24 protein-coding genes are annotated in these 26,860 nt (G+C 64.4%); 4 read left to right on the top strand and 20 right to left on the bottom strand.

Annotation, left to right across the window (positions count from 1 at the left end; translation table 11 throughout):
• Positions 1 to 6 precede the first annotated feature (6 nt).
• From FHS79_RS13570 to FHS79_RS13560, 3 genes are all read right to left on the bottom strand, one after another.
• A complete protein-coding gene (locus tag FHS79_RS13570) occupies positions 7 to 708 on the bottom strand; it encodes a CoA transferase subunit A (protein ID WP_184201079.1) in 702 nt (233 codons plus the stop codon).
• Between the two features lie 91 nt (positions 709 to 799).
• Positions 800 to 1,096, bottom strand: coding sequence for a hypothetical protein (locus FHS79_RS13565; RefSeq protein ID WP_184201076.1), 297 nt, complete (start codon positions 1,094 to 1,096; stop codon positions 800 to 802).
• A 121-nt stretch (positions 1,097 to 1,217) separates the two neighbouring features.
• Positions 1,218 to 1,520: a hypothetical protein gene (locus FHS79_RS13560; protein WP_184201073.1), complete on the bottom strand. Its 303-nt coding sequence runs from the start codon at positions 1,518 to 1,520 to the stop codon at positions 1,218 to 1,220.
• A 508-nt stretch (positions 1,521 to 2,028) separates the two neighbouring features.
• Between FHS79_RS13560 and FHS79_RS13555 the strand changes: the two genes are divergently transcribed.
• Together FHS79_RS13555 and FHS79_RS13550 are read left to right on the top strand one after the other, a co-directional pair.
• Positions 2,029 to 3,894, top strand: a complete 1,866-nt coding sequence (locus FHS79_RS13555; RefSeq protein ID WP_184201069.1) for a polysaccharide biosynthesis protein — start codon at positions 2,029 to 2,031, stop codon at positions 3,892 to 3,894.
• Positions 3,895 to 3,941: 47 nt separating this feature from the next.
• A complete protein-coding gene (locus FHS79_RS13550) occupies positions 3,942 to 5,081 on the top strand; it encodes a glycosyltransferase (RefSeq protein WP_184201066.1) in 1,140 nt (379 codons plus the stop codon).
• Here the strand turns inward: FHS79_RS13550 and FHS79_RS13545 are convergent.
• From FHS79_RS13545 to FHS79_RS13530, 4 genes are read right to left on the bottom strand one after another with little or no spacing between them, the layout of a single operon-like run.
• Positions 5,036 to 5,797 (bottom strand): glycosyltransferase family protein, encoded by a 762-nt coding sequence (locus FHS79_RS13545; protein ID WP_184201062.1) that lies wholly within the window; start codon positions 5,795 to 5,797, stop codon positions 5,036 to 5,038. The two genes, FHS79_RS13550 and FHS79_RS13545, sit on opposite strands and share 46 nt — an antisense overlap.
• Positions 5,798 to 5,801: 4 nt before the next feature.
• Complete coding sequence (locus tag FHS79_RS19340; RefSeq protein ID WP_184201059.1) at positions 5,802 to 7,382, bottom strand: phosphotransferase; 1,581 nt, start codon at positions 7,380 to 7,382, stop codon at positions 5,802 to 5,804.
• The gene (locus FHS79_RS13535; protein ID WP_207792354.1) at positions 7,379 to 7,777 is read right to left on the bottom strand and encodes an HAD family hydrolase; all 399 of its coding nucleotides are present in this window, start codon (positions 7,775 to 7,777) and stop codon (positions 7,379 to 7,381) included. Before FHS79_RS13535 ends, FHS79_RS19340 begins: the two co-directional genes overlap by 4 nt.
• The gene (locus tag FHS79_RS13530) at positions 7,777 to 8,895 is read right to left on the bottom strand and encodes a glycosyltransferase family 2 protein (RefSeq protein ID WP_184201056.1); all 1,119 of its coding nucleotides are present in this window, start codon (positions 8,893 to 8,895) and stop codon (positions 7,777 to 7,779) included. The genes FHS79_RS13535 and FHS79_RS13530 overlap by 1 nt, the downstream gene beginning before the upstream one ends.
• A 258-nt stretch (positions 8,896 to 9,153) precedes the next feature.
• On the opposite strand from FHS79_RS13530, the gene FHS79_RS13525 reads away from it, so the two are divergent.
• On the top strand, positions 9,154 to 10,446 hold the full coding sequence (locus tag FHS79_RS13525) for an O-antigen ligase family protein (protein WP_184201054.1): 1,293 nt from the start codon (positions 9,154 to 9,156) through the stop codon (positions 10,444 to 10,446).
• A gap of 28 nt (positions 10,447 to 10,474) precedes the next feature.
• On the opposite strand, the gene FHS79_RS13520 is transcribed toward FHS79_RS13525, so the two are convergent.
• Genes FHS79_RS13520 through FHS79_RS13495 form a run of 6 tightly spaced genes read right to left on the bottom strand, consistent with a single transcriptional unit; the run spans position 10,475 to position 15,944 of the window.
• On the bottom strand, positions 10,475 to 11,596 hold the full coding sequence (locus FHS79_RS13520; RefSeq protein ID WP_184201051.1) for an acyltransferase family protein: 1,122 nt from the start codon (positions 11,594 to 11,596) through the stop codon (positions 10,475 to 10,477).
• The gene (locus FHS79_RS13515; protein ID WP_184201049.1) at positions 11,593 to 12,366 is read right to left on the bottom strand and encodes a metallophosphoesterase; all 774 of its coding nucleotides are present in this window, start codon (positions 12,364 to 12,366) and stop codon (positions 11,593 to 11,595) included. Before FHS79_RS13515 ends, FHS79_RS13520 begins: the two co-directional genes overlap by 4 nt.
• A gap of 2 nt (positions 12,367 to 12,368) precedes the next feature.
• Positions 12,369 to 13,583, bottom strand: coding sequence for a DegT/DnrJ/EryC1/StrS family aminotransferase (locus tag FHS79_RS13510; protein ID WP_184201046.1), 1,215 nt, complete (start codon positions 13,581 to 13,583; stop codon positions 12,369 to 12,371).
• Positions 13,568 to 14,212: a NeuD/PglB/VioB family sugar acetyltransferase gene (locus FHS79_RS13505; RefSeq protein ID WP_184201043.1), complete on the bottom strand. Its 645-nt coding sequence runs from the start codon at positions 14,210 to 14,212 to the stop codon at positions 13,568 to 13,570. Before FHS79_RS13505 ends, FHS79_RS13510 begins: the two co-directional genes overlap by 16 nt.
• On the bottom strand, positions 14,209 to 14,826 hold the full coding sequence (locus tag FHS79_RS13500) for a sugar transferase (RefSeq protein WP_184201040.1): 618 nt from the start codon (positions 14,824 to 14,826) through the stop codon (positions 14,209 to 14,211). The genes FHS79_RS13505 and FHS79_RS13500 overlap by 4 nt, the downstream gene beginning before the upstream one ends.
• Positions 14,823 to 15,944 (bottom strand): glycosyltransferase family 4 protein, encoded by a 1,122-nt coding sequence (locus FHS79_RS13495; RefSeq protein ID WP_184201037.1) that lies wholly within the window; start codon positions 15,942 to 15,944, stop codon positions 14,823 to 14,825. Before FHS79_RS13495 ends, FHS79_RS13500 begins: the two co-directional genes overlap by 4 nt.
• Positions 15,945 to 16,060: 116 nt before the next feature.
• On the opposite strand from FHS79_RS13495, the gene FHS79_RS13490 reads away from it, so the two are divergent.
• Positions 16,061 to 17,260, top strand: a complete 1,200-nt coding sequence (locus FHS79_RS13490; protein WP_184201034.1) for a nitroreductase family protein — start codon at positions 16,061 to 16,063, stop codon at positions 17,258 to 17,260.
• Here the strand turns inward: FHS79_RS13490 and FHS79_RS13485 are convergent.
• From FHS79_RS13485 to FHS79_RS13455, 7 genes are read right to left on the bottom strand one after another with little or no spacing between them, the layout of a single operon-like run.
• Positions 17,239 to 18,531, bottom strand: coding sequence for a polysaccharide pyruvyl transferase family protein (locus FHS79_RS13485; protein ID WP_184201031.1), 1,293 nt, complete (start codon positions 18,529 to 18,531; stop codon positions 17,239 to 17,241). The two genes, FHS79_RS13490 and FHS79_RS13485, sit on opposite strands and share 22 nt — an antisense overlap.
• Positions 18,532 to 19,290 carry a TylF/MycF/NovP-related O-methyltransferase gene (locus FHS79_RS13480; protein WP_184201028.1) on the bottom strand — a complete coding sequence of 253 codons (759 nt, stop codon included), beginning with the start codon at positions 19,288 to 19,290 and terminating at the stop codon, positions 18,532 to 18,534.
• A 4-nt stretch (positions 19,291 to 19,294) separates the two neighbouring features.
• A complete protein-coding gene (locus FHS79_RS13475) occupies positions 19,295 to 20,839 on the bottom strand; it encodes an oligosaccharide flippase family protein (RefSeq protein ID WP_184201026.1) in 1,545 nt (514 codons plus the stop codon).
• Positions 20,836 to 22,371 (bottom strand): O-antigen ligase family protein, encoded by a 1,536-nt coding sequence (locus FHS79_RS13470; RefSeq protein ID WP_184201022.1) that lies wholly within the window; start codon positions 22,369 to 22,371, stop codon positions 20,836 to 20,838. Before FHS79_RS13470 ends, FHS79_RS13475 begins: the two co-directional genes overlap by 4 nt.
• Positions 22,368 to 23,576, bottom strand: coding sequence for a tetratricopeptide repeat protein (locus FHS79_RS13465; RefSeq protein ID WP_184201018.1), 1,209 nt, complete (start codon positions 23,574 to 23,576; stop codon positions 22,368 to 22,370). Before FHS79_RS13465 ends, FHS79_RS13470 begins: the two co-directional genes overlap by 4 nt.
• On the bottom strand, positions 23,573 to 25,843 hold the full coding sequence (locus tag FHS79_RS13460; RefSeq protein ID WP_184201015.1) for a GumC family protein: 2,271 nt from the start codon (positions 25,841 to 25,843) through the stop codon (positions 23,573 to 23,575). The genes FHS79_RS13465 and FHS79_RS13460 overlap by 4 nt, the downstream gene beginning before the upstream one ends.
• Before the next feature lie 22 nt (positions 25,844 to 25,865).
• Positions 25,866 to 26,696: a polysaccharide biosynthesis/export family protein gene (locus FHS79_RS13455; RefSeq protein WP_184201012.1), complete on the bottom strand. Its 831-nt coding sequence runs from the start codon at positions 26,694 to 26,696 to the stop codon at positions 25,866 to 25,868.
• Positions 26,697 to 26,860: the final 164 nt, after the last annotated feature.

Here is a 26,860-nt window from a genome sequence, read left to right as displayed (position 1 = left end):
TCATGCTCAGGCCTCCCGAACCGTGCGCTGTTCGATGCGCTTTTCATAATCGGTGCCGACGATCAGCCGCTGCACGAACACGCCCGGCGTGTGAATGTTATCGGGGTCGAGCGCGCCCGGCTCCACCAGCTCTTCCACTTCCACCACCGTCACCCGGCCCGCGGTCGCCATCATCGGGTTGAAGTTGCGCGCCGTCTTGCGGAACACGAGGTTGCCATAGGGGTCGGCCTTCCACGCCTTCACGATCGCAAGGTCCGCCACCAGCCCGGTCTCGAGGATATACTCCTCGCCATCGAAGATCTTCACTTCCTTGCCCTCGGCCACCAGCGTGCCCACGCCCACCTTGGTGTAGAAGCCGGGGATGCCCGCCCCGCCGGCACGGATGCGCTCGGCGAGCGTACCCTGCGGGTTGAACTCCAGCTGCAACTCACCCGAGAGATACTGTCGCTCGAACTCCTTGTTCTCGCCGACATAGCTCGAAACCATCCGCGAGATCTGCCGCGTTTCCAGCAGCTGCCCCAGGCCGAACCCATCGACGCCGGCATTGTTCGAGATGACCGTGATATCCTTCACGCCGGTATCACGCAGCGCCGCGATCAGCTTCTCGGGGATGCCGCACAGCCCGAAGCCGCCCGACATGACGGTCATCCCGTCGAACACGACATCCTTCAGCGCGGTTTCGGCATCGGGGAAAAGCTTGGTTGCCATGGGGGTTCCTCTGCTGCAGCGCACCTAACGCACACAGCGAGCAAGGACCACAGAAAAACGCGAGAAACTCAGCCCGGAGGCTGCTCCCGGATCAGGCGGCCCTGGCGAGCGGAACGACCTCGATACCGGCAGCCTCGGCCGGCGCCAGCTTCGTCAGCGCCGCCAGATGCCAGTCGCGATTGGCGGTCAGCCGCGCTTGCTGTTCGGTGTCGTTGCCAGCGCGCGGAATGGCGACGTTCATGGCTTCGATGACATTGCGGTGGAGTGCCACCTGCCGCCGGGTGCGTTCGGCCATCCAGCGCGGCGCCACGGCCTCGACCAGCCACCATGCGGCGGCGAGCAATGCGCCGGAGCCGACAACCATGATGACAGCAATGCTTGGAGCCACGATCTGATATCCCCATTCTGAGTGAAATACTTCCCGCTTGGCCATGCCAGCCAATCCCCGTGAAGCCGAGCCGCCATTATGCCGCAGATGCGAAATAGTCCAGTCCCCGAGCCGGCCCCGACTAGCGCGCCGTCCAACCCCTGGCCTCGGTCACCGCCGTCGTCTGGCCCGCACGGTCGTAAAGGCAGAGCATCGTCGCCCGCGCCCCCTTCATGTGCGCCGGCTTCCACCGCCCGCGCACCAGCACCGCCGTCTTCCCAGCAGAATCATCGAGCACCAGCGGCCGGCCGCGCACCTTTGCCGCATCGAGATCGCTCGCCTTGAGGCAAGCCACCACCGCTGCCGCCTCGGAAGCGTCCCACGCCGACGGGGTGGAGGCCGCCACCGGCCCACCGCAGATCAGCACCACAACCAGCATGCGCATGTGAGAAGGGATATGTCCGCCGAGCATGTGAACCCCATTGTGAAACTCGCCGCAAACGCGGTGCCCTGAACAAGGCATCCGCCCATCGATGTCACCGCACGGCAGGTGCAGCAAGGGCCAATTGCCCTGGAGAGACTTCGTCTCATCGCCACTGAAGGCACTCGTCAAATCATGGTAAACGATTCAATCCAATATACTGCATCGCCAAACCATATCTGTAGAAAGATTACTCAATACTACTGTCAATACGGCAATCGCCGAGAATATGTCGAATAATAATTCGCATCATGTCCAGAACCATCACCAAATTAATCGGTTGTAGAGCGGCACCGGATACCCATCTCAGGCAATTCACGTCTGCGGGGCCTTGATGTTGACAAACATTGGCAGTGTTAAAACTAATTTCATAAAACAACTCCGAAACGAAGCGTTCAGCTTTACTTCGGGAGTATGGAGTCGCGTTCAGGCATTGGCCGGGCGACGCCGATCCGGGATGGCATGCGATCTGATGCTCCTGGTGCTGGGGCAGATCGCTCTCCTGCAAGTTGTGCTCAACTGGAAGAATGTCGAAGGCCTGGGGCTGACAATTGCCGGTTCGGTCATCATCGCCTTCATCGTCTTGTTGATGGTCGGCGCACACCGTCATGTCTGGGGCAGGATATCCCTCCAGAATGTCATGGGCCTTCTCATCGCCGCAGTGCTGGTGGCCCTCGCCACAGCCACGCTCGTCGCCATGCAGGTCGGCATGGTCGCTTTCTCGCGCGTCTTGCTCGGCGGAACCGTCATGTATGTCTGTTGCTGGTCAGCACCGCGGTTGATGCTGCGCCTCTGGCTCGAGTGGCAGGGCGGACGAAACGCAGCAGCCCCGGCCGAAGTCGAGCCCGTGCTTGTCTATGGCAGTCGCCGGCGGGCCGAACAGTTCATCAAGATGGCGGCCGACGGCACCCGCTACCGTGTCGTCGGCTTCCTCCACGACAATCGCGGACTGGCAGGCAAGCGGCTCCAGGGCGTCGACTCGGCGGGATCGCTCGAAATGCTTGGCGCGACTCTCCACCGCCTCCGAGCAAAGCAGCATGACGTGAAGCGCCTGATCGTTGCGGGTGACATCGAGCGGCCGGACGAACTGGCGGCCGCACTCGCGGCGGCGGCGGAGCATGGCCTCCTGCTGTGCCGCCTGCCGAGCTTGCTCAGCCTCGTCGAGCCGTCACGCCTCGGCGATGCGGTGAAGGCAGTGTCGATCGAGGATATCCTGCATCGGGACCAGATTTCCATCCAGGGCTCGCGAGCGCCTGCATATCTGCACGGCAAGACCGTGCTCGTCACCGGGGCAGGGGGGTCGATCGGGTCCGAGCTCGTGCGCCAGATCGCCGTCCACAAGCCGGACAGCATCATCCTTGTCGAGTCATGCGAGTTCAATCTTTATCAGATCGATCTCCAGATGAGCCAGCGCTTCCCGCATGTGAAGCGCATCACGGCCCTTTGCGACGTTCGCGATCGGCAATTGCTCGCCCATATCTTCGATCGGCACCGGCCGGCCATCGTGCTTCATGCAGCAGCGCTCAAGCATGTGCCGCTCATGGAGACGCACCTCGACCAGGCAATCCTCACCAACATCCTGGGTACCCACAATGTGGCCACGCTGGCTGCAGACTATGGCGCCGAGATCATGACGCTGGTGTCCACCGACAAGGCCGTCAACCCGACCAGCGTGATGGGCTGCACCAAGCGCTGGGCCGAGATCATCTGCCAGTCGCTCGACGAGGCGCGCGATCGCAGGGCGTCGGCAACACGCTATGCCTGCGTCCGCTTCGGCAACGTTCTCGATTCGGCGGGTTCGGTGGTTCCGTTGTTTCGCCAGCAGATCGCTGCCGGCGGGCCGATCACCATCACCCACCGCGACATCACCCGCTATTTCATGACGATACCGGAAGCCTGCGAGCTCATCCTCGTGGCGACCGCCGCGACAGCGGAGACAGCGCCGCCTTCGAGCCAGGTTTTCGTGCTCGACATGGGCTCGCCGATCCGCATTGTCGATCTGGCCATTCGCATGATCCAGTTGCATGGGTTGCGCCCCAATGAAGACATCGCGATCGACTATGTCGGACTGCGGCCGGGCGAGAAGCTCTATGAGGAACTGGCACACAGTGAGGAAGATCTGGTGCCGGCACCCTTTCCCAAGGCCAGTCTTGCACGAGCGCGCGCGTGCAGCCTCGAGATGCTGGATACCGCCCTGGCGCGCGTTCTCCACGCGGCGCGCCACGGCAGTGTCTCCGACATGGACGATGCGTTGCGCGTCCTCGTGCCCGAATATTCCGGCCGCCATCGTGCGCCGGCGCCGCAGCCGGTCGCTCGCGCGCTCGCCGTTGCGAGCTGAAGCGGCAGCCTTCGCGGCACGGCACGGGCAGCAGGCCTGCAACTGACATGAACGCAGGACCATTGCCGCTCGTGCTGTTCGCCATCCCCGAACTTGCCTCCGGCGGTCCGGACCGGGTCATGGCCGAACTGCTGCGCGATCTGCCACGACGTCGCTTCCGGCTTGCGCTTGTGGTCTCGCGGCGCGGCGGCCGCTATTTCGACAAGCTGCCGAGCGACGTCGAGGTTTTCGTTCTCCCGGACAGCCGATATCCCGTCCGCGCATTCGCCAGGCTCATCGACGATCTGCGTCCCGCGCTGGTGTTTTCCACGCTGCGCATGAACCTGACCGCGGAGCTGGCAACCTGGCTGCAGCGGCATCGGCCGCCCCTCGTCGTCCGGCAGGCAAACGCCATCGCAGCCGACTTTGCCGTGCTGAAGCGCCGCTCGCTGCTCAAGCATCGCGTTGCGCACTGGGTGGTCAAGCGCGCCTTTGCGCGCGCCTCGGCCGTCGTCGCCCAGTCGCGCGAGATGGCCGACGAAATCGCGTCGACGCTGCGGACCGACCAGCGACTCGCCGTCATCGGCAATCCGATCGATGTGGCGGCAACGCAGCAGCTTGCCCGGCAGCAGGCCGAAGCAGCGCCGCCTCGCCTTGCCGGCCAGCCGGCTCTCCTTGCAGTGGGGCGGCTGGCACCGCAAAAGGGGTTCGACCTGCTCATCGCCGCCATGCCGGCGATCCTGGCCGCGCATCCCGATGCCGCGCTCACCATCGTCGGCACCGGCGAGGACCATGCAGCGCTCGAAAGCCTGGCCGCCTCACACGACGTGGGAGACCGCGTCCACCTCGTCGGGCACAGCGATCATGTGCTGGCGACCATCGCCGCAGCTGATCTGTTCATATCGTCATCGCGATACGAAGGCTTCAGCAACGCCATGCTGGAAGCGATGGCGCTGGGCACCCCGGTTGCGGCGACGCCATGCCCCGGTGCCACGCGCGAACTCATCATCGACGGCAGCTCGGGCATTCTCGCGGAGGTCACCACATCCACGGCGATTGCCGCCGCTGTCTTGAAGGCGCTGGCCGCCGATCGCCACCACCTCGCCGCCGGCGCGAAGCGGCTTCTGGAGGCGCACTACGCGCCCGCCATCATCGTCGAGCGCTATGCCAGCCTGTTCGAGGACGCACTCACCACGCCGAAGGACTGATCGCCCAGCAGCGCTTCATACTCGCCGGGCGTTCCGCAGAAGATGACGTCTTCGGCTTCGACGATCTCATAGCCCACGGCCAGCCCCTTCCCGATCAGATGATTGTAGAGCGGAGCCACAAACAGCTCGTGCGACTGGGGGGAGAGCCGCTCGGCGGCGAGTGCCGCGTAAAAATGCTCGGCGCGTGCGAAATGGTAGAGGCCCGTGCAGCAGAATTCCGAGATGGGCCGCTTCTCCGCGGTTTCCGCGGCAAGCCGCAAGCCGGTGTCGGACGGTCGCACATAGGACCAGTTGCTGCCGCTGCCGCGAAACACCTCGAGATAGCCGGCGAGTGTGGCAAGGCGATCGGGCGAAGGCTGGCGAAAGCCCGGCCGAAACGTATCGATGTTGAAGATCGTGATGGCGCTGTCTTCCGCAGCCGCGATGATATCAAGGCCGCGCTCAACGGTCTCGGCCTGCCCCGCCGTTTCATGATCCAGCATCGCGATCCGCACATCGGCAATCCCCAGCCCCTGCGCCTGATGGCGGATGAAGGCCTCGACGCCGCCGGTCTCGCGCGCGATGAAGAGGAACGGCGTGTCCGCGAAACAGGCCCGGAAGCTGCCGACCGAGTGCTCGAAGACGGTCTCGCCGAACAGGTCCAGCATGAACTTCGGCTGGCTGTAGCCGGCGAGCATGAAGCGCCGGCTCAGCCCGGCCATGGGAATGACGATCATCGGCTCACCCGTAGAAGCGCATGTAAAGCTGGGCGCCGTTGACGAAAAAGGCCCGCTGGCGGCGCGCATTGTCCCGGTGCAGCGGGATCATGGAGAAGAACAGCGTGATCATCGTCGCAATGACTGCGTCGCTGGCAAAGTCGACCCCTTCGACGGACTGTTCGAGGAACTGGCACTCCAGCCCATCCTTGATCGGGTCGAAGGGCATGACGAGCTCGGCACTGTCGGCGGTATCTTCGAGCCGATACTGGCCGGCGACGATCTGGTCGTAGCGACCGATGATACTGTGCGCGAGCTTCGCCACGTCGTAGCGCGTGTCGCCATATGCGGTCGCGATGCCGTCCTCGACATAGCCGCGCGGGTCGATCACGCAGATCCGCTGGTTGCGGCTGTTGTAGAGGATGTTCGAAAAACAAAGGTCGCCGTGCATGATCGACGGCGCCCGCGGCGGTGCGGCGGCGATCAGCCCGAACAGCTCGGCAAGCATCCTCGAAGGGGCGGGGCAGCATTTCCCGCCGATGCGCCGCTCGACATCGATATCGGGAAGGACATCACGCGCCTGCTCGAGCCGCGAGACCGTCTTGTCGATGCCGAGCGTCGCCAGCGTCGCGCCCACCCCGTCCTCGCGGCACCGCGCGGACGCTTCGACAAAGCTCGTCATGGCGCTCAGGATGCGCTGCCAGCCGCGCAGGTTGAGGCGTGAAAGATAGATCTCGGCAATGGTCGGCAGAAACGCATATTCGGTCGCATAGCCGCCGTCCGCCGGCGTCGTCTCGTCCTCGATCAGCCGTGCCGAATAGAGCTGGAGGCTTGCCGGCAGCGAGCGCAGCCAGCCGGCCTCTGCCGCCATCTTGAAGTCCTGGTCGCTCGTCTTGTGGACGACGCCATCGCTGATCACCAGGCTGTTGAAGTGCCGTGCCGCGGCGAGGTGATGGCGCGACCGGAAGAAGGTCTGCAGATGCCCGAAATCCAGCCATCCCGGCAGCGCAACCGCCGCGACGGGACGCCGCTGCGCATAGCCATCGAGCGCCCGGACGAAATTGTCGTCGGCAATCACCAGGCAGCGCAGAAACAGATCCGGATCGGCAATCCGGAAGGCGCCGGTCAGGATCGACTGGGATTGCGTGTCGGTTCCAGCCGCATCGTCGGCAACCGACGAAACAAGACCTTCGACGACGACCACCGTTGCCCAGTGATAGCCATCGGTCGCCTTCCCGATCGACATCGCATCCCCGGCTTCGGCGGGCAGACAATCCATCAGCGTGTCGCCATGGATGATCTCGATCGGCGCATCGCTGCCGATCGCCGCGATCAATCGGCCGATCGATCGCCCCAGCGAAAGCCGGGCGTCAACGGCAAGGATCTCGACACCCGCAGCCACAAGCCGCTCCAGCTCGATCGGATCGAGCACGAAATCGTCCGGAAGACTGAGGATCGTCCGCGACGCCGAAGCACCCAGCCGCTGCAGCTGGTGGTGGATGAGCAACGATCCCCCGACCGGCAGGAACGCCGGAGGCACCCTGCCGAACTCGGCCTGAAGCTCGGCATCGACATAGGCACCCGATGTGATCACGCGGATGGTCACGCAGCCTCGTCCGCAGGCGTGTTGCCGACCAGCGCATGGATTTCGGCCAGCGAAAGCGCCACGAACTCTGCCGGCCTTATCGCCTTGTCGTCGACATAAAAGCCGTCCTCGCCGCACCATGGCTTGCCGACAATCAGCTCGTCACACGGGACATCGTGCCGATCCAGCCAGCTGACGATGACCGGAACGGTGTGGACATTGATCTTGCCGACCGAGCCGGCAAAGGTTCGCATGTTGCGCGATGAGTGAACGACGATCTCGAAGCCGGCGGACCGATACTCCCTCAGCCGCGCCACGACCGCCGGGTCCGGCAGCATGTCCGCATAGGCAGACCCCGGCCGGTGATGTGTGATGGTATCGTCCAGATCGATGACGATCCGCGCCACGCGCGCCATCAACCGATGCTCGCCACAGGCGTCGCAGCGCCGCGCACAGGGCTGTCGGAAGACGCTTCCAGCCGACGCGCCCAGCGGCGCTTCTCGCCATCGTAGAGCCGCGCCGCCACCTTCGATCCCACATCGCCCAGGGCGAGCAGGGCCCGCAGCTTCGCGATGGTCGGGGATCGCCGCATCCGGTCCGGATAGGCAGCGCGTCCGAAATCGAGCCCCCGGCGCGCATCGCGGCGGTTCCCTTCGGCCACGAGCTTCATCCCGCGCAGCCCGATGTTCTGCTCGATGAACGCATCGGCAAGATCGCCAGGCGACAGCCCGGCACGGGCCAGGACCGAAGGCGGCGTATCGAAACTGGCGACATAATCATCGACGACCAGCTTCAGCGCACCCACCTTGGACTGGATCGCATTCTGGTTGGCATTGTGCACGCGGTACCGGAACAGCGGGGCGTCGACGAAATAGGCGTCGCTCGCCACGCTCAACAATTTCCACGCAAAGGCCTTGTCGGGGTTGATCAGCCGCCCGCCGCCATAGCCTTCCACGTCATCGTACAATTTGCGCGAATAGCAGGTGGTCAGGAAATGGAAGGGCACGCGCATCAACGTCAGCGACTGCCTGAGCAGGGGGGCTGCCGACATGCGCCAGACCGGCGCGCCCACCGCCTCGCTCAGCGCGGGCTCCAGCACCGCGTCCGTCCACAGCTTGCGATCGAGCCCCGAGCTCGCCGCGCCGTTCGCGCTGCTGCCATCGCCATCGATGATCGATTGCGCTGACGAGAAGATGGCATCGCGGTGGCTGTCGCCAAGTGCTGCGGCAAGGCGGTCATAAGCAAGAAGCCCGTCACGGGCGATCAGGTCGTCCGCCGAAAGCAGGATGATCCGGTCCCCGGTGGCGCCTCGCGTCGCGCGATCGAGATTTCCGGCAAAACCGACGTTGAACCGGTTGCGGACAAGGTTGAGGCGCGGATCGACGATCCCGCGGATGGTTTCGACCGAATTGTCGGTGCTGGCATTGTCGCAGGCAATGACCTCGAGATCGACCGGCTGCCCGAGCGCGCTCTCGATCGCATCACCGATGTAGCGCGCGTAATTGTAGTTGGGGATACAAATGCTGAACTTCATTGCACTCTCTTTAACATGCAAGGCCGTGTCTCAATATCATTCACGAAAATGAAGTTTTGACGTCAAATAATTAACATATGTTTCGAAAAACTCTAAGCAATATCATTGATATCCGAGTATCCATCAACATATACAAGCGCTATATCGATGTCGACGCCAAAACCGCTGGCGATCCAAAACATATTTACTTGCCGTTAACTTAAATTCAACATCTGCAACGACTGCGCATGCGCGCGGCGGACCTGTTTCGGAGAGCTGATGAGCAGAGTGCTGCGTCAAGCGGGAGCGTCCACGGGCCGTACGGCCGATTGGGGTCATGGCGGGCTCGCTGTCGACGAGGGCACCCGGGCAGGCCGCACGGCCGCGTACATCATCGCAGCCTATCTCTTCGCCAAGATGTTCTACGTGGCGAGCAGCGGCAGTGCGCAGCCGGCGGACATCATGCTGTGCCTGCTGGTGTTCTTCATCGTGCCGGCAAACAGCATTCTCGATTTCTTCAAGACGCAGCTCCTGCTGGTGGCCCTTGTGGTCTGGGTGGCGCTCGTCAACCTCGTCTGGTTCATGACCACCGACGAGCCCAGCTTCCTGCTTTCCACCCTCTATTATCTGTTCAACCTCATCATCGTCATCACCTTCGTCGGCGTCCGGGGCCGCAATCCCGCCATTTTCGATAACATCGTCTGCAAGGCCATCATGATCGCCGTGGCGGTCGAGACGGCGGTCATTCTCTTCCAGCGCTTCTCCGGCTTCAGCGCGCTGCGCGCCGTCGGCACCTTCAAGAACCCCAACCAGCTCGCCTATTGGGGCGTCGTGATGCTGAGCCTGTTCGTCATGCTGCGCCGAAACCGCCTGCGGCGAAGCGACCTGCTGGTGATGGGTGCCGGCATCTTCTGCGAATTCGCTTCGGCCTCGCGTGCCGGCCTCGGCGCGCTGATCGCCTTGCTGGCCGTATGGCTCTATTTCGCGCTCGGCACCGGTCGCAAGCGGATCATCGCCTGCCTCAGCGTCATCGCGGCAGGTGTGATCCTGGCCTTGTCACCGATGATGGACAGCAGCGTCGCGTCGGCGAGCGGCCAAAGCGCCATCAGCACCCGCATCAACGAGGAAACCGAAGTTTCGCAGTTCGACGAGCGGCAATACAACCGGATCGTCGATTTCTATGAATACACGATCTTCGGTGCCGGCGAAGGCTATGTGACCCGCTTCACAGGGGACGCCAAGATCCACCTCGAAATTCATTCGAGCTTCGGCACCATGCTGTTTTCCTATGGCATCCCGGGCTTGAGCCTGTTCGTGCTGTTCCTGGCAAGCGTCATCCGGCGGCTTCCGGTCTCGCTCGGCATCTATCTGCTGCCCAGCCTGCTCTACGGCGTGACCCACCAGGGCCTGCGCTTCACACTGTTCTGGGGCCTGATCGGTGCTGCCATCTCGATGGGCCAGGAACGGCTCGTATCAAGACCGGTCGCTCGCCCGCGCCCCCTCCACCAGCAACGCGGCCCCGAATTTCTCCGAGCCGTTCGCGATGCCAGCGCGCTCGATCGCAATATTTGATTTCGTACGGACCCTTCCTGTCGCGTGATCAGATTGCCGGGCGAATGACCGGCCGGTTTGTTCTGTCGAACAGCCGGTCAAGCTGGCGTCGTATATGCTCGGCCATTGGACGCTCCACCAGCCTGTAAACCAAAGCGCCGACAACGAATGCAGCGATGATCGATGCAGGCAGCAAGACCCAAACGGGAACGAGCCGTTCAGCAGACAGAACCACGAAGACTTTCGACACCATGCCGATGACAAAAGGATGGCTGAGGATCACACTGTAAGAAATGTCGCCCGCCGCGGTCCACACCCGGGCTGTGAATGGGTTGGCGGATGGCTTGACCAGTGATGCCATTGCGAACATTACTGCCGTCAGCATGACGACAATCGCCCAAGGCGCTCCCAGAAACCAGCTGGAGGTTGCCAGGACCGCGCAAAGGGCGAGCATGGGCAAAGTGAGAACTATGCGAGTTCCTACCGCCTTTGCGGCAAAGGCGGCAACGGCGCCGCCCATGAACAACAAACCATATTTGTCGGACCAGAAGGCTAACGCTGGAACATCGCTTACAAAGGGATGTGCCGCCAGCAGTATCAAATACGCACTGCAAATTAACAGTAACGCGTGATACTTTGAGAACCGTAAAGATATACCAAGAATGAAGTAGAAGAATACGATGTAATTCAACGTCCACCCGGAACTGAAAACTGGTTTGATATGGCCATCAAACGGACGCTCTGTTGGAAAAAATATATAAGACCCGATCGTATTCGGCCATGATAGAGAATTTTTAGTCACTGTAGCCGGGAATATGAAAAGAAGAACTATAAACAACGAAGTAAAAAGCCAATATAGCGGCGCAATTCTGGCCAAACGACGAGTAATGAATTCAATTGCACCTTTATTTCCGAATTTTTCGTATGAAATATGGGTGAGGAGGTAGCCAGAAAGGCACATGAAGACAATGGCACCATAGCCCTGCTTGAAAAACGGGATAAAAAACGATGTTCCCAACGCTGTCGCCGTTTTCTCTGTCCAGAAATAGCTGTGTGAAAACACCACAAGAAAGGCAGCAAAAAAGCGCATCTGGTCAACCGATGTCAGGCGCTGCGTTCGTGCCGACCGGCCCCCCTGAATATCGGTTGCGATGGGATTGAAACTATTCATCCTGTCCCGGTCCCTGTCTGAAGCAGACGCCGCGATGCGCCCTCAAGCACCAATGCCGTCAACCGTCCGCTGCGGTAGGCGCCGGTGTCGATGCCGATGCGATTGTGCCGTGTCTCCACAGTGTCGCTGATGCTGTGACCATGCACCACGACGAAGCCATGATCGCGGTCGTCATCGAGAAACGGTTGCCGGATCGAGAGCAGGTCGCGCCGGTCCTGCCTGGCAAGCACGACTCCCGGCCGGATGCCGGCATGGACAAACACATAGTCGCCGATCACGGCGTGGTGCTCCAGCGCTGCCAGAAAGGCCCGGTGGTGGGGCGGAATGCGCGACAGGGCATTGTCCAGGATGATGCCGCCCGCCGCCATCTCGCGACGGCTGATTCCATAGCTCTCGAGCGTTTCAAGCCCGCCATAGCCGATCCACTCGGACATCAGCTCGAAATTGCCGGCCAGGACGCTCGACATCGCGTCCTCGTGGTTTCCGGCGAGAAAGCGCCACGAGGCAAAGTCCGGCAGCGGCGAGGCGAGCCGCTCGATGATTGCGGCCGATGCCGGCCCCCGGTCGATATAGTCGCCAAGGAAAACCACCTCGGTGCGCACCGGCTCGGCCGCATGATCGGCGGTGATCATCGCCAGCATGTCCTCGAGCAGGTCGACACGGCCATGGATGTCGCCGATCGCATAGACGCGCAGGTCGTCGGGCACCGCCGGCGGCATGGCCGGCGACGCTGCCGGCGAGTTGCGGCTACGGGCGAACCAGCCGAACATCGTCAGGCGGCCGTCGCCACTTGCATGACCTTGGCCATGGCGGCGGCGCTTTCATCCATGTCGCCCTCGTCCAGCGTCGGATGGACAAGCAGGGTAAGGCTTTCGTCGGCAAGCCGCATCGCGCCGGGCAGACGCTGCGCCGGGCCGATGCCGGCATCGACAAAGGCCTTTTCGAGATAGATTTCACTGCAGCTGCCGGTGAAGCATGGAATGCCCTCGGCGGTCACCGCTTCGGCGATGCGCTGGTTGGTCCAGCCCGGCGCCAGCCGTTCGGTGCGGGCGAAGCAATAATATTTGTACCGCGCATGCGCGATGCCCTGCGGCGGCTTCGCCAGCCGGAGGCCCGCCAGCCCCGCCAGCCCGGCGTCGAGCCGCGCGGCATTGGCTTGTCGCTGCGCCGTCCATGCCGGCAGCTTGGCCAGCTGCAGGCGGCCGATGGCGGCCTGGATCTCGGTCATCCGCCAGTTGGTGCCGAAACTCTCGTGCAACCAGCGAAACCCCGGCGGGTGGCTCCTGCCGAACACCGCGGCCAGGGATTTTCCATGGTCCTTGAAGGCCCATGCCCGCTCGAACGCCGCCTGGTCGTGCAGCACGAGCAGCCCGCCTTCACCCGCCGTCGTCATGATCTTGTCCTGGCAGAAGGAGAAGGCCGCCGCATGACCGAAGGTGCCGACCGCACGGCCGTTGATCGCAGCCCCATGCGCCTGCGCGCAATCCTCGATGACCATCAGCCCGTGGCGTTCGGCCAGCGCCATGATCGCCGGCATGTCGCAGGGCCAGCCCGCCAGATGCACGGCGATGATGGCGCGGGTTGCGGGGGTGATGCAGGCGGCGATCGTTTCCGGCGTGATGTTCTGCGTGACCATGTCGACATCGGCAATGACCGGCACCGCACCGCGCATCACGACGGCACTCGCCGAGGCAATGAAGGTTCGCGCCGTGGTCACCACCTCGTCGCCGGGCCCGATGCCGAAAGCGAGCAGTGCGAGTTCGAGCGCCAGCGTGCCATTGGCGAGCGCGATCGCATGCGGCACGTCGAGCGCTGCCGCATAATCGGCCTCGAAGCCGCGGACCTCCTGCCCCGTCCATTGGTTGACCTTGCCCGAGCGCAGCACGGCGGCCGCCGCCGCCACTTCATCCTCGCCATGATGCGGCCAGGGCGCAAAACCACGGGTGCGGAGCGGCTCGCCGCCGTCGATTGCTAACGTCTGGTGCATGATTCAAGACCTGTTGAGAGAGATGCCGGATTTCCGACGACACATGTTCCTTCGGCAACCGGGCGGATGACGACCGCCCCGGCGCCGACAATGCAACTCCCACCGATGGCGATGCCGGGCACGACGACTGCGCCCACGCCGATCAGGCTCCGGTCGCCGATGCGGACCGCGCCACAGATCCGCGCCCCGGGTCCGACATGCACCGCCTCGCCGACAATGCAGTCATGGTCGACCGAGGCACCGGTGTTGACGATCGTTCCGCGACCCAGCCGCGTCTCGGCATTGACGATCGCTCCCGGCGCCAGCACGCACCCGGGGCCGATGCTCGCGCTCGGCGAGACGATGGCGCCGGGGTGGATGACCGTCGCCAGCGTCAGCGCCTGCTCCGCCGTCCACTCCATCACCGCCCATCGTGCCCCGTTGTCACCGATCGCCGGAACGATCGGCACCCGCGGGTGCGCCACGGCATGGTCGCGCCCGCCCACCACCTCGACACCGAGAAGCCGCCGGCCCCGGTTGCCGGGATCGTCATCGAGAACGCCGATCGCGGCGTGCGGCATGGCGGCGCGGATCGCCTCGATCACCACCTTGGCATGGCCCCCGGCGCCGAAGACGAAGATGTCGGTCACCGCTCGGGCCCCTCTCCGGTGAACACCGGCGTCGTCTGGTTGCCGGTGAACACCGGCATCGTCTGGTCTCCGCTCGCATCGACGTTGGAGCGACGCACGACCAGCCCGACAGTTGCCATGACGATCCGCAGATCGAGGCGGAACGATCGATTGTCGACATACCAGACATCGAGCGCGAATTTCTCGTCCCAGCCGAGCCCATTGCGGCCACTGACCTGCGCCAGCCCGGTCAGCCCCGGCCGCACCTCGTGGCGCCGCGCCTGGGTTGCCGAATAGAGCGGCAGATAGCTCGTCAGCAACGGCCGAGGGCCGACGATGCTCATGTCGCCGAGCAGCACGTTCCAGAGCTCGGGCAATTCGTCGATCGACGTCGAGCGCAGCACCCGGCCCAGCCGCGTGATCCGCGCCGTGTCGCCGGTATCGGGTCCGGACGCGACCGTCATCGTGCGAAACTTCACGATCCTGAAGATCCGGCCGTGGCGCCCGGGGCGCGGCTGGCGGAACAGCACCGGGCGACCATCGCAAACGAGGATCGCCACCGCCGCTGCCACCAGCACGGGGGACAGCACGACGAGCCCAACCAGCGCTGCCAGGATATCGAACGCGCGCTTCATGCCGCCAGCCCCATGCCCTCGACCATGTCGGCATTCACCTTGTTCACGTCGTAGCGATCCCGCGCATAGCTCAGGCTTGCGTCCGCCATCCGCTCGGTTTCCGCCCGGTCGCCGAGCAGCTTCAGGATGGCGTCGGCAAGCCCGGCCGGATCGTGCGGCGGCACCAGATAGCCATTCCAGCCGTCGCGCACCGTCTCGCGGCATCCGGGCACATCGGTGGTCACGATCGGGCGGCCGGTGGCCAGCGCCTCCAGCACCGTCCGCGGCGTCCCTTCATAATAGGAGGGCAGGCAGAACACCGTACAGGCGGCCAGCGCCGGACGAACATCCTCCAGCGCGCCGAGATACTCGATCGTCCCCTCGCGCACCCATTCCGCAACCTCGGACCGCGAGATGGCAACGGGATTGGCATCATCGAACCAGCCCGCGAGGCGGAACACGATCCGCGGATCCCTGCTGCGGACGATGCGGGCGGCCGCCACGAAGTCCAAGATGCCCTTGGCCTTCACCAGTCGTGCAATCAGCAGCACAACGCGACCTTCGGCAAGCGGCACCGGCAGGAACCGCTCGAGATCGATCCCCGACCCGCTGACAACGATGCTCCGCTGCGCCGGCGCCACCAGCCGCAGCCGCCGCAGCGTGGCTTCATCGTCGGGGTTCTGGAAGATGACCATTTCAGCACCCCCCAGTGCAGCGCGGTACAGCGGCGAGATCGCCAGCCGGATCATCCGTGCCCGCAGCGACGCGCTTTCGAACACATAGCCCAGCCCGGTGAGCAGCGCCGTCCGGTGGGGCACGCGTTCCAGCCGCGCAGCCAGCGTGCCGAGCACGACCGGCTTGATGGTGTAGCAAAGCACATGCGCCGGCCGGATGCGGCGGATCAGCTGCCGATAAACGGCAATCTCCCGGAGGTTCGCCATCAGCCCGGTGCCGGTTCGATCGACGGGCGTGTCATGCGCAGTCACGATCGACGCAAGCTCCGATGCCGCGATGATCGCCCGAACGCCGGGTGCTGCCACATGAACCTCATGGCCGAGCCCCACCAGCGCCCGGATCAACGGCCCGCGAAAGTTCACCAGCGAGGGCGCGAACGACGCAATCAGCAGAACTTTCGACATTTCCGCCTCCCGCCAGCAGCCTTGTTCACACGGCGAAAACCAATAGAAGTTAAGTTGCTCCCCGGCCCGTGCCGCTTGCGACCCCCGCATTCGACATCATCATCCGAGGACCCTTCATGAAACTGCAGACTGATCTCCTCGCTGCCGAGGAAGCATCGCGGATCTATGGTCGGCGCGGCGGACGCCGCATCCTCCACAGCATCTTGCCGACCGGCGCCTATGACTGGCTGCGCGGCTATCGCCTTCGCTTCAATGCTTCCGACCTCGGCCGCCGGTGGCACAGTTTCGAAGCCGGGCTGCTCGCCCTGACCGCACGCAGCGGCGTGCTGTCCGGCCTGCACTACACGCTCTTCTCGCGCGAGTTCGACCGCGAGCACCGCGCCGTGCTGGCCGCACGGGCGCGGCATGTCGCCGATGTCTATGCAGGGCGCGGCAACCTCTACATGCTTCGCCGCAACGTCCACCGGATCGAGAAGGGGCTCATCATGAAGCCGGCGCGGCCGCTGTTCGCGCTTGCCATGATCGAGGAGACCGTTCGCGCCTTCGGGGACTGCCTTGCCCGCGCGCAGGAAAACCAGTCCGCGGACATCGTCTCGCTGCAATGGGCGGACCAGATCCTGCAGGAGTATTTCGGCCGCGTCGACAATCACCCGATCGTGGCGCGGGCCCGCACCGCCTATGAGGCGGTGGTCGCACGTGAAGCGGCGCGGCTGGCCGACGAGCAGAACCGCACGCCCTTCAAGCGCGGCACGTCGGCGGGCCTGCCGACCATCGAGGCGATGGAAGCCCTGGCGCTCCACCGCCGCTCGGTGCGCTGGTTCGACGATCGCCCGGTGCCCCGCGCCGTCATCGACCGCGCCGTCGACGTCGCCGGTTTCTCGCCCACTGCATGCAACCGCCAGCCCTTCCGCTTCGAGGTGTTCGACACGCCGGAAGCCGTTGCCCGTGTGGGTGCCATCCCCAAGGGAACCCCCGGCTGGCTGCACCAGATTCCCTGCTTTCTGGTGATCATCGGAAAGTTCGAAGCCTTCCGCTTCGAGCGCGACCGGCACATTCCCTATATCGACGGCTGCCTCTCCGCGATGTCGCTGATCTATGCGCTCGAAGTGCAGGGGGTTTCGAGCTGCTGCGTCAACTTCCCCGACTATGCCGATACCGAGCGACGCATGGCCGAAACCCTCGGGCTTCCGCCCTGGGAGCGCGCGGTGATGTGCCTGGCCATCGGCTATCCCGACGCGGAAGAGCGCGTGCCCTATTCGCAGAAATTGCCGCTCGCCGCGCTCAGACGCTATAATCACTTCGCCGATCCGGACTGAACGTCGATCCCCAGCCCGGCAAAGGCGGCGTCAAGGCTGGCACGAAGCTGGTGACGGGCGGCATCACGGCATCCTGTCTGTTGCGCAAGCGCCGTGGCCCGGTCGTTCCTGATCTCGGCAATCCTGGCCAGGATGGCATCCTGCCACCCATCACTGCCGAGCCGGATCGGCTGGGCGTCGAAACCGGCCTGACGGAAGAACCCGGTCAGCTTGAAGGTGCCCGACTCGACCGGCACGACAACACTCCCCGCCAGGATCGCCAGCACACATGTGTGGAGCCTGCTGCTCACCACCACGTCAAAGGTGCCGAGCAGCGCCATATAGGCGCGATAGTCGGCGCTCTGGCCCACGGCAGTGATCTTGCGATCGGCGAGCAGCGGCTTCCAGAAAGGCTCGTCGGTCGACCATTCGTTGCTGGTCAGCACGGGATGGTGGCCGGCTTCGGCCAGGCGCACGAGCAACGCCCGCCATTCGGGCTCCAGCCCGGCCTGGTGTACCTGCAGTCCATTGATGGCAAGTGCCATCGGCGCGCGTGAAGCCGGATCGCTCACCGGCAGAAGCGGCGGCGTCAGCAGCGCCGCGTCCGGCAGCACGAGTGGCTTGGCCCGGCCGCCAGCCGCCGCATATCGGGTGCTGCTTTCGCTGTCGCGGAATTCGAGCAACGCACATTGGTCGAGCACAAAGGCCGACAACCGGCAAACGGTCTCGTCTTCCACTTCGAAGCTCAGGTTGACCATCGCCGTCGGAATGCCGAGCAATTGTGCGCACCGCACTTCGAGCAGGTAGGCGATCGCTGTGTCGGTGGCGTCGGACTGAAACTCGCCGGCCGGATTGACAACGACAAGCGCTGTTCCGGGAAACAATGCAAGGCGCTGGAAATAGGCGCGCTTCGCCAATCCAAGACCGGCGAGGCGACTGCGCAACGACAGCAATCGCCGGACCTGCCGAAAACGGACGACCTGACGGATGCGACCATCGTGCCGAATCTCGGCATCGATCGGCGGCCGGGGCACGCTTCGCGGGATCTGCGCCACCAGCCGATGGGCAACCTTGTCGAACGCTGCAACCGGGTCGGCAGCCTTTGCAAAGAAGCGCGCGCGATAGCGCTTCAGATACGCCGGCGCGCGCTCGACAGGCCGAACGGCATGTCCGGGGAAGCGCTCGGTCAGAAAATCGCGCCACGCGATCGACAACGCCTGGTTGCCCTGGTTCTGGGTTGCAGTCTTGGTGACCAGGATGATGTCGGTTGCTGCGGCATTCGGCGTCGCCATTCAATGATCCTGTGGTTTGATCGCCAGCCGCACACCGCGATTGACATAGTGCAGCCAAGGTTTGTCGGCGCCGAAATACTCGTCCACGGCCTTGCGGGACCCAGCCCAAACACCATAATCGTCGATGATCATGACGCCTCCGGGCTGCAGGCGCGGATACAGGATCTCGAGCTCCAGCTTGGTGCTTTCGTAAAAGTCGGTGTCGAGCCGCAGAATGCTGATCTTCTCCGGAAGATTGGCGGGATCGAGCAGTGTGTCCTCGACGCGGCCCTTGACGAGCTTCACCGCGACATCACCGACACACGACCGATACGCTTCGACAACCTTCTCGATCGGCACGAAACACCAGTCGGTCACAGCGCCCGAGTTCAAGGCCGCGAACTTCTTGCTCGCATCGACCGCAAAGCCCGGCTTCACATCATTCTCGGTCGGCGCGGTCATTCCCGCAAACGTGTCATAGCCCCAGATCTCCCGTTTGAAGCCAAGCTGCTGCCGCATCAGTCCCGCAATGATGAGATTGCCGCCCTTCCAGACGCCGCACTCGACAATGTCGCCCTCCAGGCCGGCGCGCTCGACCATCTTGATGGCCTGGATGAATGCCCATTGCGCAGGCGGGTTGGTCGAGGTGTAGGCCGATGCAATCTCGATGACGCGACGTTCCGCAGCTGTCGCATCGGGGATCAGCCAGGCAAGGTCATTCAGCGTCGGGGACAATTTCGTGCCGACGTTGATCAGCTTCTTGGAAAAATATGCACGCATTCGGCTATCCCCGCTCTTCTGTCTTCTTGATCGATTGAAACCTGTCGGCAGTCCGGTGCCACAACGCCGCTCGCGCAGTGCGCAACTGGATCGGCAACCAGCGGTCGGGCAGGAAAGCGGCAATCGCCAATGCCAGCAAGCCATAGGCCGGCAGCGTATAGGCAAGCGTCGCCAACAAACCGCCATCGGCCAGCGGCACAAGCGCATATTCGCCCAGCGCCAGCAGGGCCGCGCCAAGGCCGAGCCCGGGGGCCATCGCGCCCAGCAGCGCCAGCCTGCCGCCCGTCAACGTGCGCTCCTTGGCCCGCGCCGGGAGCAGCAAGGCAAGATACAGCGCCGCGCAGACGACGCCGGCCACGGCAGCAATGCCATGGGGCGCAGCCAGATATACGCCGCCCCCCATGACCACGCACAGGATGGCGTGGCGCAACATCATGTTCGGCATGGACCCGGTGGTCGCTGCCAGGGCATCGAAGAAATTGAGTGCGATCCGCGCCGGCAGCCCGAGGATGAGGATCGCCAGAACCGGCGCGGCCGCCTGCCACTGGTCGCCCAGAAGGATCAGGATGATCGGTTCGCGCAACACGACGCAGATCGCCGCAGCGCTGGCGGTCGCGATCGTCAGCAGGCGCAGCATCACCACCGCCTGGGCAACGACATTGCCGTCGCGCTTGCGCACCGCGATCAGCCCCTGCCGCGTCGGCGCGTCGAGCGCCACGAACGGCTCCTTGAACTGGATCGTGATGTTGTAGGCCCGCGTATAGATGCCGACGGCGGCCGGCCCGAGTGCCGCACCGACAGCGATCGTGTCGATCGAGGACCAGAACCAGGCAAGCACCCTCGAGCTCACACCATAGGCGCCGACCTGCCCGACGGCGGCGAGCGACAGGCGTTTCGGCCAGCGCAGGTCGATCGACGTCAGCCGTGCCAGCAGCACCACCGTGAAGAGCACCGACACATTCTGCGCGATGATGATGCTCCACAGGCCGACATCCAGCAGCGCCAGCACAACCGCCGTCACCAGATACACCGCCACCGAAGCGATCGACACGATCGCCACGGTGTTGAACCGGTGCTGCAGCCGCAGGACCGAGCTTCCGGCGACAAAGAACGTCTGCAGCAGCATCACCGGGAGGACGGCGCGCAGCGCGGTTGCCAGCTGCGGAATCCCCAGCGCCCGTTCGATCATCGGGGCCACCGCGAAGATCGCCGCCGCAAGGGGCATCATGAACAATAGCGTCGTCCAGATCATGCTCCGCATCGCATCGCGGGTCATTTCGGTGTGCCGAAGCGAGGGCAGGTCGATCGCGCCCTCGACGATGACGAGCGACAGGACGGTCAGCGTGGTGGTGAGGGCCACCACGCCGAATTCCGCAGGCGTGAGCAGCCGCGCCAGAACGACCATGCCGGCAACCGTCAGCAAGGTTCGCACAAGGCGCGCGGCGACCATCGAAGCACCACTGCGAAGCACCAGCCCCGAAGCGCTTTTCGCCTTGCCGCGTGGGATCGCGGTGCCGGCCCGGCCCGCATCACGAGGAATTTCGGTCATCGCCCCGTCCCCGCGCACGACTCGACCGAGGCCGGCGCATCCGCGAAATGCGATGGCGGCACGGCGGTGCCAAGGGCAGGGCTAAGCACAGCCGGCGCCAAAGCCTCTTGCCGGGCACGAAGCGCCAGCGCTTCACGCGCCGGCATGGCCGGGTTGGCGCCACCATAGGGCCGCGCCCCACGATCGAGGCGCCGGCGCGCCAAGACCGGCTCGAGGAGCAGCCCGCAGCAGACAGCGAAAATCGCCGACATCGCTGCAGTGCGCAGCGGATAGTCCACAAGGCTGTGCACGAGGATGATGGCAATCGAGACCGCCGCCACACGCGGCACTGCGCCGGCATTGTCGCTCCGGGCACGCCAGCTGGCGCGTGCAGCGCCCACGAACCACCAGAGGAAGCCGAAAATCAGCGCCGCTGCCGCCAGTCCGCCGGTCAGCCAGAGCTCGACATAATCGTTATGGGCATGGTTGACGAAGTTCGTGCCCAGGTTTGCATCACCGCCGACCAGCCTGAAGATCGGGTCGAAGGTGCCGAACCCCGTTCCCACGGGAAATGCACGCCAGCCAGCCTCCGCGGTCGTCTGCATCGCGACAAGGCGGGTATCGTCCTCGTTCAGCAACGCCGTCTTGCGGAAGGCCCGCGCCAGCGAGGGGCCGAAGGCAATCGCTGCAACGATGAGCGCGCTCACACTGCCTGCGGCAATGATCAGCAGCCGCGGGCTCTGCCCGCTATGCGCGCGCATGCGCAGCCCCAGGCTGGTGAGCAGCACCGGCAAGGCAAGGCCGATGCCCGCCCGCGAACCCGTGAACAGGATGCCCAGCAGCAATATTGCCAGCAGGCCGAGGAAGACGATGTCACGCGAGGACCAGCCCGGCATCCCCCGCCCCGGCATTCCCGTCACCGGCGTCCCGGCCACCGACAGGTGGAGCGTCAGCGCCGGAAGTGCCACGAGCAACAGCGTCGCCAGGTGGTTCCGGTTGGCGAAGAACCCCACGGCGCTGCCCCCGCTGGTGATGTCGTAAAAATAAAGGTCGCCCGACCCGAACTGCGCCATGCCGATCAGCGCCGACACCAGGGCCGCCCCGAGCACGGTCCAGCCAATCCATACCCGCTGGTCCGCTTCGAGCGTCATCACTGCCAGAACAAGTGCGGCGGCCGGAAGCAGGGCCAGCCACGATGCCAGCGTCGCCGACGGATCGAGCGAAACCGGCAGCCAGGGCAGAGCCATCCCGAGCGCTGCGAACCCGCCGGCAATCCCATCCCGAAACGGCAGGCCCTGCCACGCCGACGGCGCCATCGGCACAAGCTGCATCAGCGGCAGCAGCGCGGCGGCACCGGCAATCGCCAGCAATGCCACGTGCCGCCGGCCAAGGGTCTTGCCGCTCAGGCGGACAAGCGACAGGATCAAGAGCGGGATGGCGCAAAGCTGCAGGACCAGATTAGCAAGAACACCCGCCGCACTGGCCCCGCCGAGCACGATGCACGAAGCCAGGTAAATGCACAGGATCTGCGAATGGCGCGTGTCCGCGATCATCCAGCGCCGGTCCCGACGCGTTCGAGCCCCACCCTTGTCAGCACGGCGCGGCCGGGCGTCGACTGCGCTGTCGGCGCATAGACGAGTTGCAGCGTCGCCACAGGACATAGCGCGGAAACAGTGATTGGAACGCCGGCGGAGTCGCCGCCCATGCTGCCGTCATCAACCTTCATGCTGCCGAGTTCGCCCCGCGTGCGATCGCACGTCAGCAGCCACTTCAGCCCCTCGATCGAACCGGCAAGATCGGGCGCACTGGCGCTCGACAGGATATAGTCGCCCGGCGCAAGCAACAGCGTCTGGGTGGCAAGCGTCGCCGGCTCCGCGCCAAAGGTCTGCACCCGCAGCCGGCCACGCGAATTGAGCGGCTCGATCCGCGCCGATCCGGATGCCGTGTTGCTCAGCTCCCAGTTGAAAGGTGGCGGGCCGGCAGCCCCCTGGAACTCGGCATCGAACACCTGGTTCGCCGTCGCAAGCGCCGATCGCGGCGCATATCTGCTGTAGATCGTCCAGGCGCTGCGCACATCGCCGCGCGCCAGCGCCGTCTTCACGATGCGGGTCAGCTGTGCATCGCTCAGCCTGAATCCCCGGTTCTCACCCAGATCGAAGACCAGCCTGTAGAATGCCCTGGCAATCTGCCCCTCCCGCACCGCGGCATCGACAAAATCGGCCTGCCAGACCGGGTTATCGACCAGCGCCTCGGCAATGGCCTGCCGTGCCTCCGGCGCACCGACGAGCGGAATGATCACCGATACCAGCTTGCGCCGCAGGGCAGGGCGGATCCGCATCACCGCGTCGAGCTGCACCACCAGATCTGCAAAGCGGGCGGCGCGCAGATACCGGTCGGCCAGCCAAAGCCGGACGGCGATGTCCCGCGGGTCTCGCACAAGCGCCGCTTCGAACAATCTCGTCGCCAGGGCGGTGTCGCCGTCCGCTTCCGCGGTGCGCGCGGCCACGAGCAACGGGGTCGGAGACAGCGGCTGCCGCGCCAGCAGCACACGCGCATCGGCCATCAGGGCAGGCGGCGGCACCGCCGGAGCGGGGGCCATCGATGCCCGGTGGAGGCCGCGTTCAAGGTCGCCGGCGGGGCCGCCGCGCAGCCCGGGCAGCGCCGAATGGATCGCGGCTGCCGCCATGCCCGCAGCCGCAGCCGCGAGCACCCCAAGCCGAACATGATGGATCGGCAGGGCAGGGCTGCCCAAGCTCACGCAGCGTCCTGGTTGTCAAACTTGATGAAGCGCTCCTTGCCCGCCGCGACCTTGGCGGTGCCGGTTGCGCCATAGCTGTACCCATAGTCGCCGTAGCCTGAGTAGCCGCCATAGCCCATCCCCGACATCCGGACGTTGTACATGGTCAGCAGGCCGCCGAGAATCTGCGCGCCCGCCCCTTGCAGGCGGCTGATCGCGCGCCGCGCGGCAAGACGCCTGGTGCCCGCCTCGATCGTGAAGACGGTGCCCTCCGCCAGCGCCGAGAGCAGCGGCGCGTCGGCGAGGCCGAGCACCGGCGGCCCGTCGAGGATGATCATGTCGAACAGGTCATGGAGCCGCGCCAGCGTCTCGGCGGTGCGGGGGCTGGCGAGAAGTTCGGCCGGATTCGGCGGCACCGGGCCCGAGGGCAGCACATAGAGATTGTCCGTGCTGGTCGCGAAGATCGCGTTCTCGATATCGTCGGAGCCGGCAAGCAGGTTGGACAGGCCGAACTTGTCTTCACGCGCGACGGTCATCGTCGGCAGCCGCATGTCGGCATCGACAAGGAGCACGCGCCGCCCGGTGCGCGCAAAGGCATTGGCCAGCGCGAAGGCGCTGGTCGATTTGCCCTCGCTCTGCTTCGTGCTGGTCACCAGCAATGTTCTCGGCGCCCCCGAGGACGTTCCGAACTCGATCGCCGTCCGCGCCGATAGATAGGCATCGGCAATCGCGCCCTGCCCGCCGACGACCTTGTCGATCACCCGCTCGCCCAGCGGCAATTTCGGGATCGCCCCGAGAAGCGGCATGCGAAGCTTCTTCAGGACATCGTCGGGCGTCTTGATCGAGTCGTCGAGGAACTCGCAGATGAAGGCGCCAAGCAGTCCCAGCACAAGCCCGAGGGCGAGGCCTGCACCAAGATTGAACAGGACATTCGGCCGGACAAGGACGGCGTTGCGCGCATCATCGACAAGCAGGACATTGCTGGTGTCGGCACCGTCGGCGACATCCACCTGCTTGAAACGCTGGAGCAGGGCATCGAAGAACTGGCGGTTCGTATCGACCTCGCGGCGCAGGATGTTGTAGCGGATGCTCTTGTCGTTGATGTCGAGCACGCCCGACTTGAGCGCGGCGACGCGACGGTCGAGCGCCGCCTCGCGGGCGACAGCCGATTCGTATCCGGCCCGGATGGAGTTGCGGATCCGCACCTGCTCGGCGGCGATCGACCTGTCGATGTCGGCAAGCCGGGCTCGCATCTGCTCCATCTGCGGAAACACATCGCGGTAAAGACCGCCCATCTCGCTGTACTGGGCCGTGAGCGCCGCCCGCTGCTGGAGCAGCGCCTGGATCGTCGGATTGACCAGCTCCTCGGTCGATGTTTCCCCGGCCTGCCGGAACTTCTGCTCGGCCTCGATCCGGCTGCGCTGGGCATCCGACAGGGCTTCGTTGAGCTGGAGCAGCGACGATGAAATGAGCGAGGTCTCGCCACTCCCGGCCCCGGTGGCGGCCGACGGCTGAAGATTGATGATTCCCTCGTCGCGCGCATAGGTCGCGACGGCGCGCTCGGAGGCTTCGAGCCGCTCCTTGGCAACCTGCAGCCGCTTGGCGAGCAGATTGCGGATCAGCACCGTCGACCGCATCTGCCGCTCGAGGTTGGACGCAATGAAGCTCGACGCATAGGCATTCGTCACCCGCTCGGCCATCCCCGGGTCCGACGCCTCGAACGAGATGTTGACAAGCCGGCTATCGGGCACAGGCGTCACTTCAAACCCGTCGACCAGCACCTGCGCGGCCCGCGCGGAGGCTGCAGTCATGTCGCGATCGGGCAGATCATCGCTGGCAAAGCCATAGCCCGGCACACTGGCAAGGTTGAGCGAGCTGACCACGCGCTCGGCAAGCGAACGACTCGCGAGCAGCCCGAACTGGGTGCGAAGGTAATCGTTGCGCGCCATCGAGACCGACGCGGTGGCACTTTCGTCGGTGTTGATGACCTTGAATTCTTCGGCCGCAATCTCGAGCGTCGCCGATGCACGATACATTTTCGTGGTCATGAACGAAATCGCCGCGGCAAGCGCCACGCAGACGACCACGACAGCCGGAACGACCCAGCGCCACTTCAGCACCACCAGCCAGAGATCGGCATAGGCGGATCGGTCGACGTCATGGCCGAGGCCGTCGTAAAGCACGACATGCCCGCTGTCGGCCACGCGAACCGCACGCCGCCCGGGATTGTCCGGAGCAGCCCGCAAATGGTCGCCGGAACTGAAGGAGTCGGGATTGTGATCGTTCAAGGCGCTGTCCGTCGCTGGAGGGTCAGAAAGGTCTGAAAATGGCGAACAGCGGGAAGGTCGAGACAAAATCCCTGAACATCTGGCGACTGGCCGACCCGTCGACGACGATGAGATCGTCACCATGGATCACGGGGTCGGGATCTTCGCCGGCGCGGATCGTGCTCAGATCGAAAGCCGCCGCCTGGCGCCGGCCGTCGATCTGCCGAAACACCACGACGCGCTTGATGTTGGCATTCACATCCGGCCCGCGCGCGAGCGAAATGGCCTGCAGCAGCGTGATGTTGCCCGGAATGGGGTAGACGCCGGCCTGCTTGACCGAGCCATCGATGGTGACCAGCTGCGGGCGAACCGTCTTCAGCAGCACTTCCACCCGCGGCGAGCGCAGATAGGTCGCGTCGAGTCGCTTGGTCAGATCGGCCGCAAGCTGCGTGATCGTCTGCCCCTGCGCCGGTACCGCGCCGATCAGCGGGATCTGCACCTGCCCCGCAGCATCGACTTCCCGGTCACCCGACACCGCCTCGACCTGGAAGACGTTGACAGTGACGATGTCGCCAGGGCGCAGCAAATGCTGATCGGTACTGCTTGTCATGCGCGGCAGGTCGGGTGCCACGAAATCGGCGCGCGAATAGGCCACCGGGCCACCCCTGCTGCCGGCACAGCCAGCAAGAACCATCATCGCCGCAACGAGCGTCAGCGCCGATACCGGCCGGATCATCCTTCGCCCAGCGGTCCGATTCCACGCCAAGACATGGCGGCCAAGGGGTTTTCCTGTCCCTTCACTGTCCGGATACATACGATGACCTTTATTATTCAGATTAAACTGATCCGCAATTCGCAACGGCGCATTGGTCAAACTGACAGTCATGTGAAGTAAATTCTTTCACTCACATTAACAATACTGCTGCATTGCACGAAGTGCTTTCGTATTCGCCCTTGTTTCGCACTATCGCTCGACAATTGCAAACCGATTATAGCTTAAACACTTTTTCAATGCGGCCCTAATTATCTCGTAATTGG

This window comes from Polymorphobacter multimanifer, from assembly GCF_014205635.1.
Taxonomy (GTDB): Bacteria; Pseudomonadota; Alphaproteobacteria; order Sphingomonadales; family Sphingomonadaceae; genus Sandarakinorhabdus; species Sandarakinorhabdus multimanifer.
The sequence above is the reverse complement of the archived record's forward strand: the minus strand, read 5'-3'. Positions and strand labels throughout refer to the sequence as shown.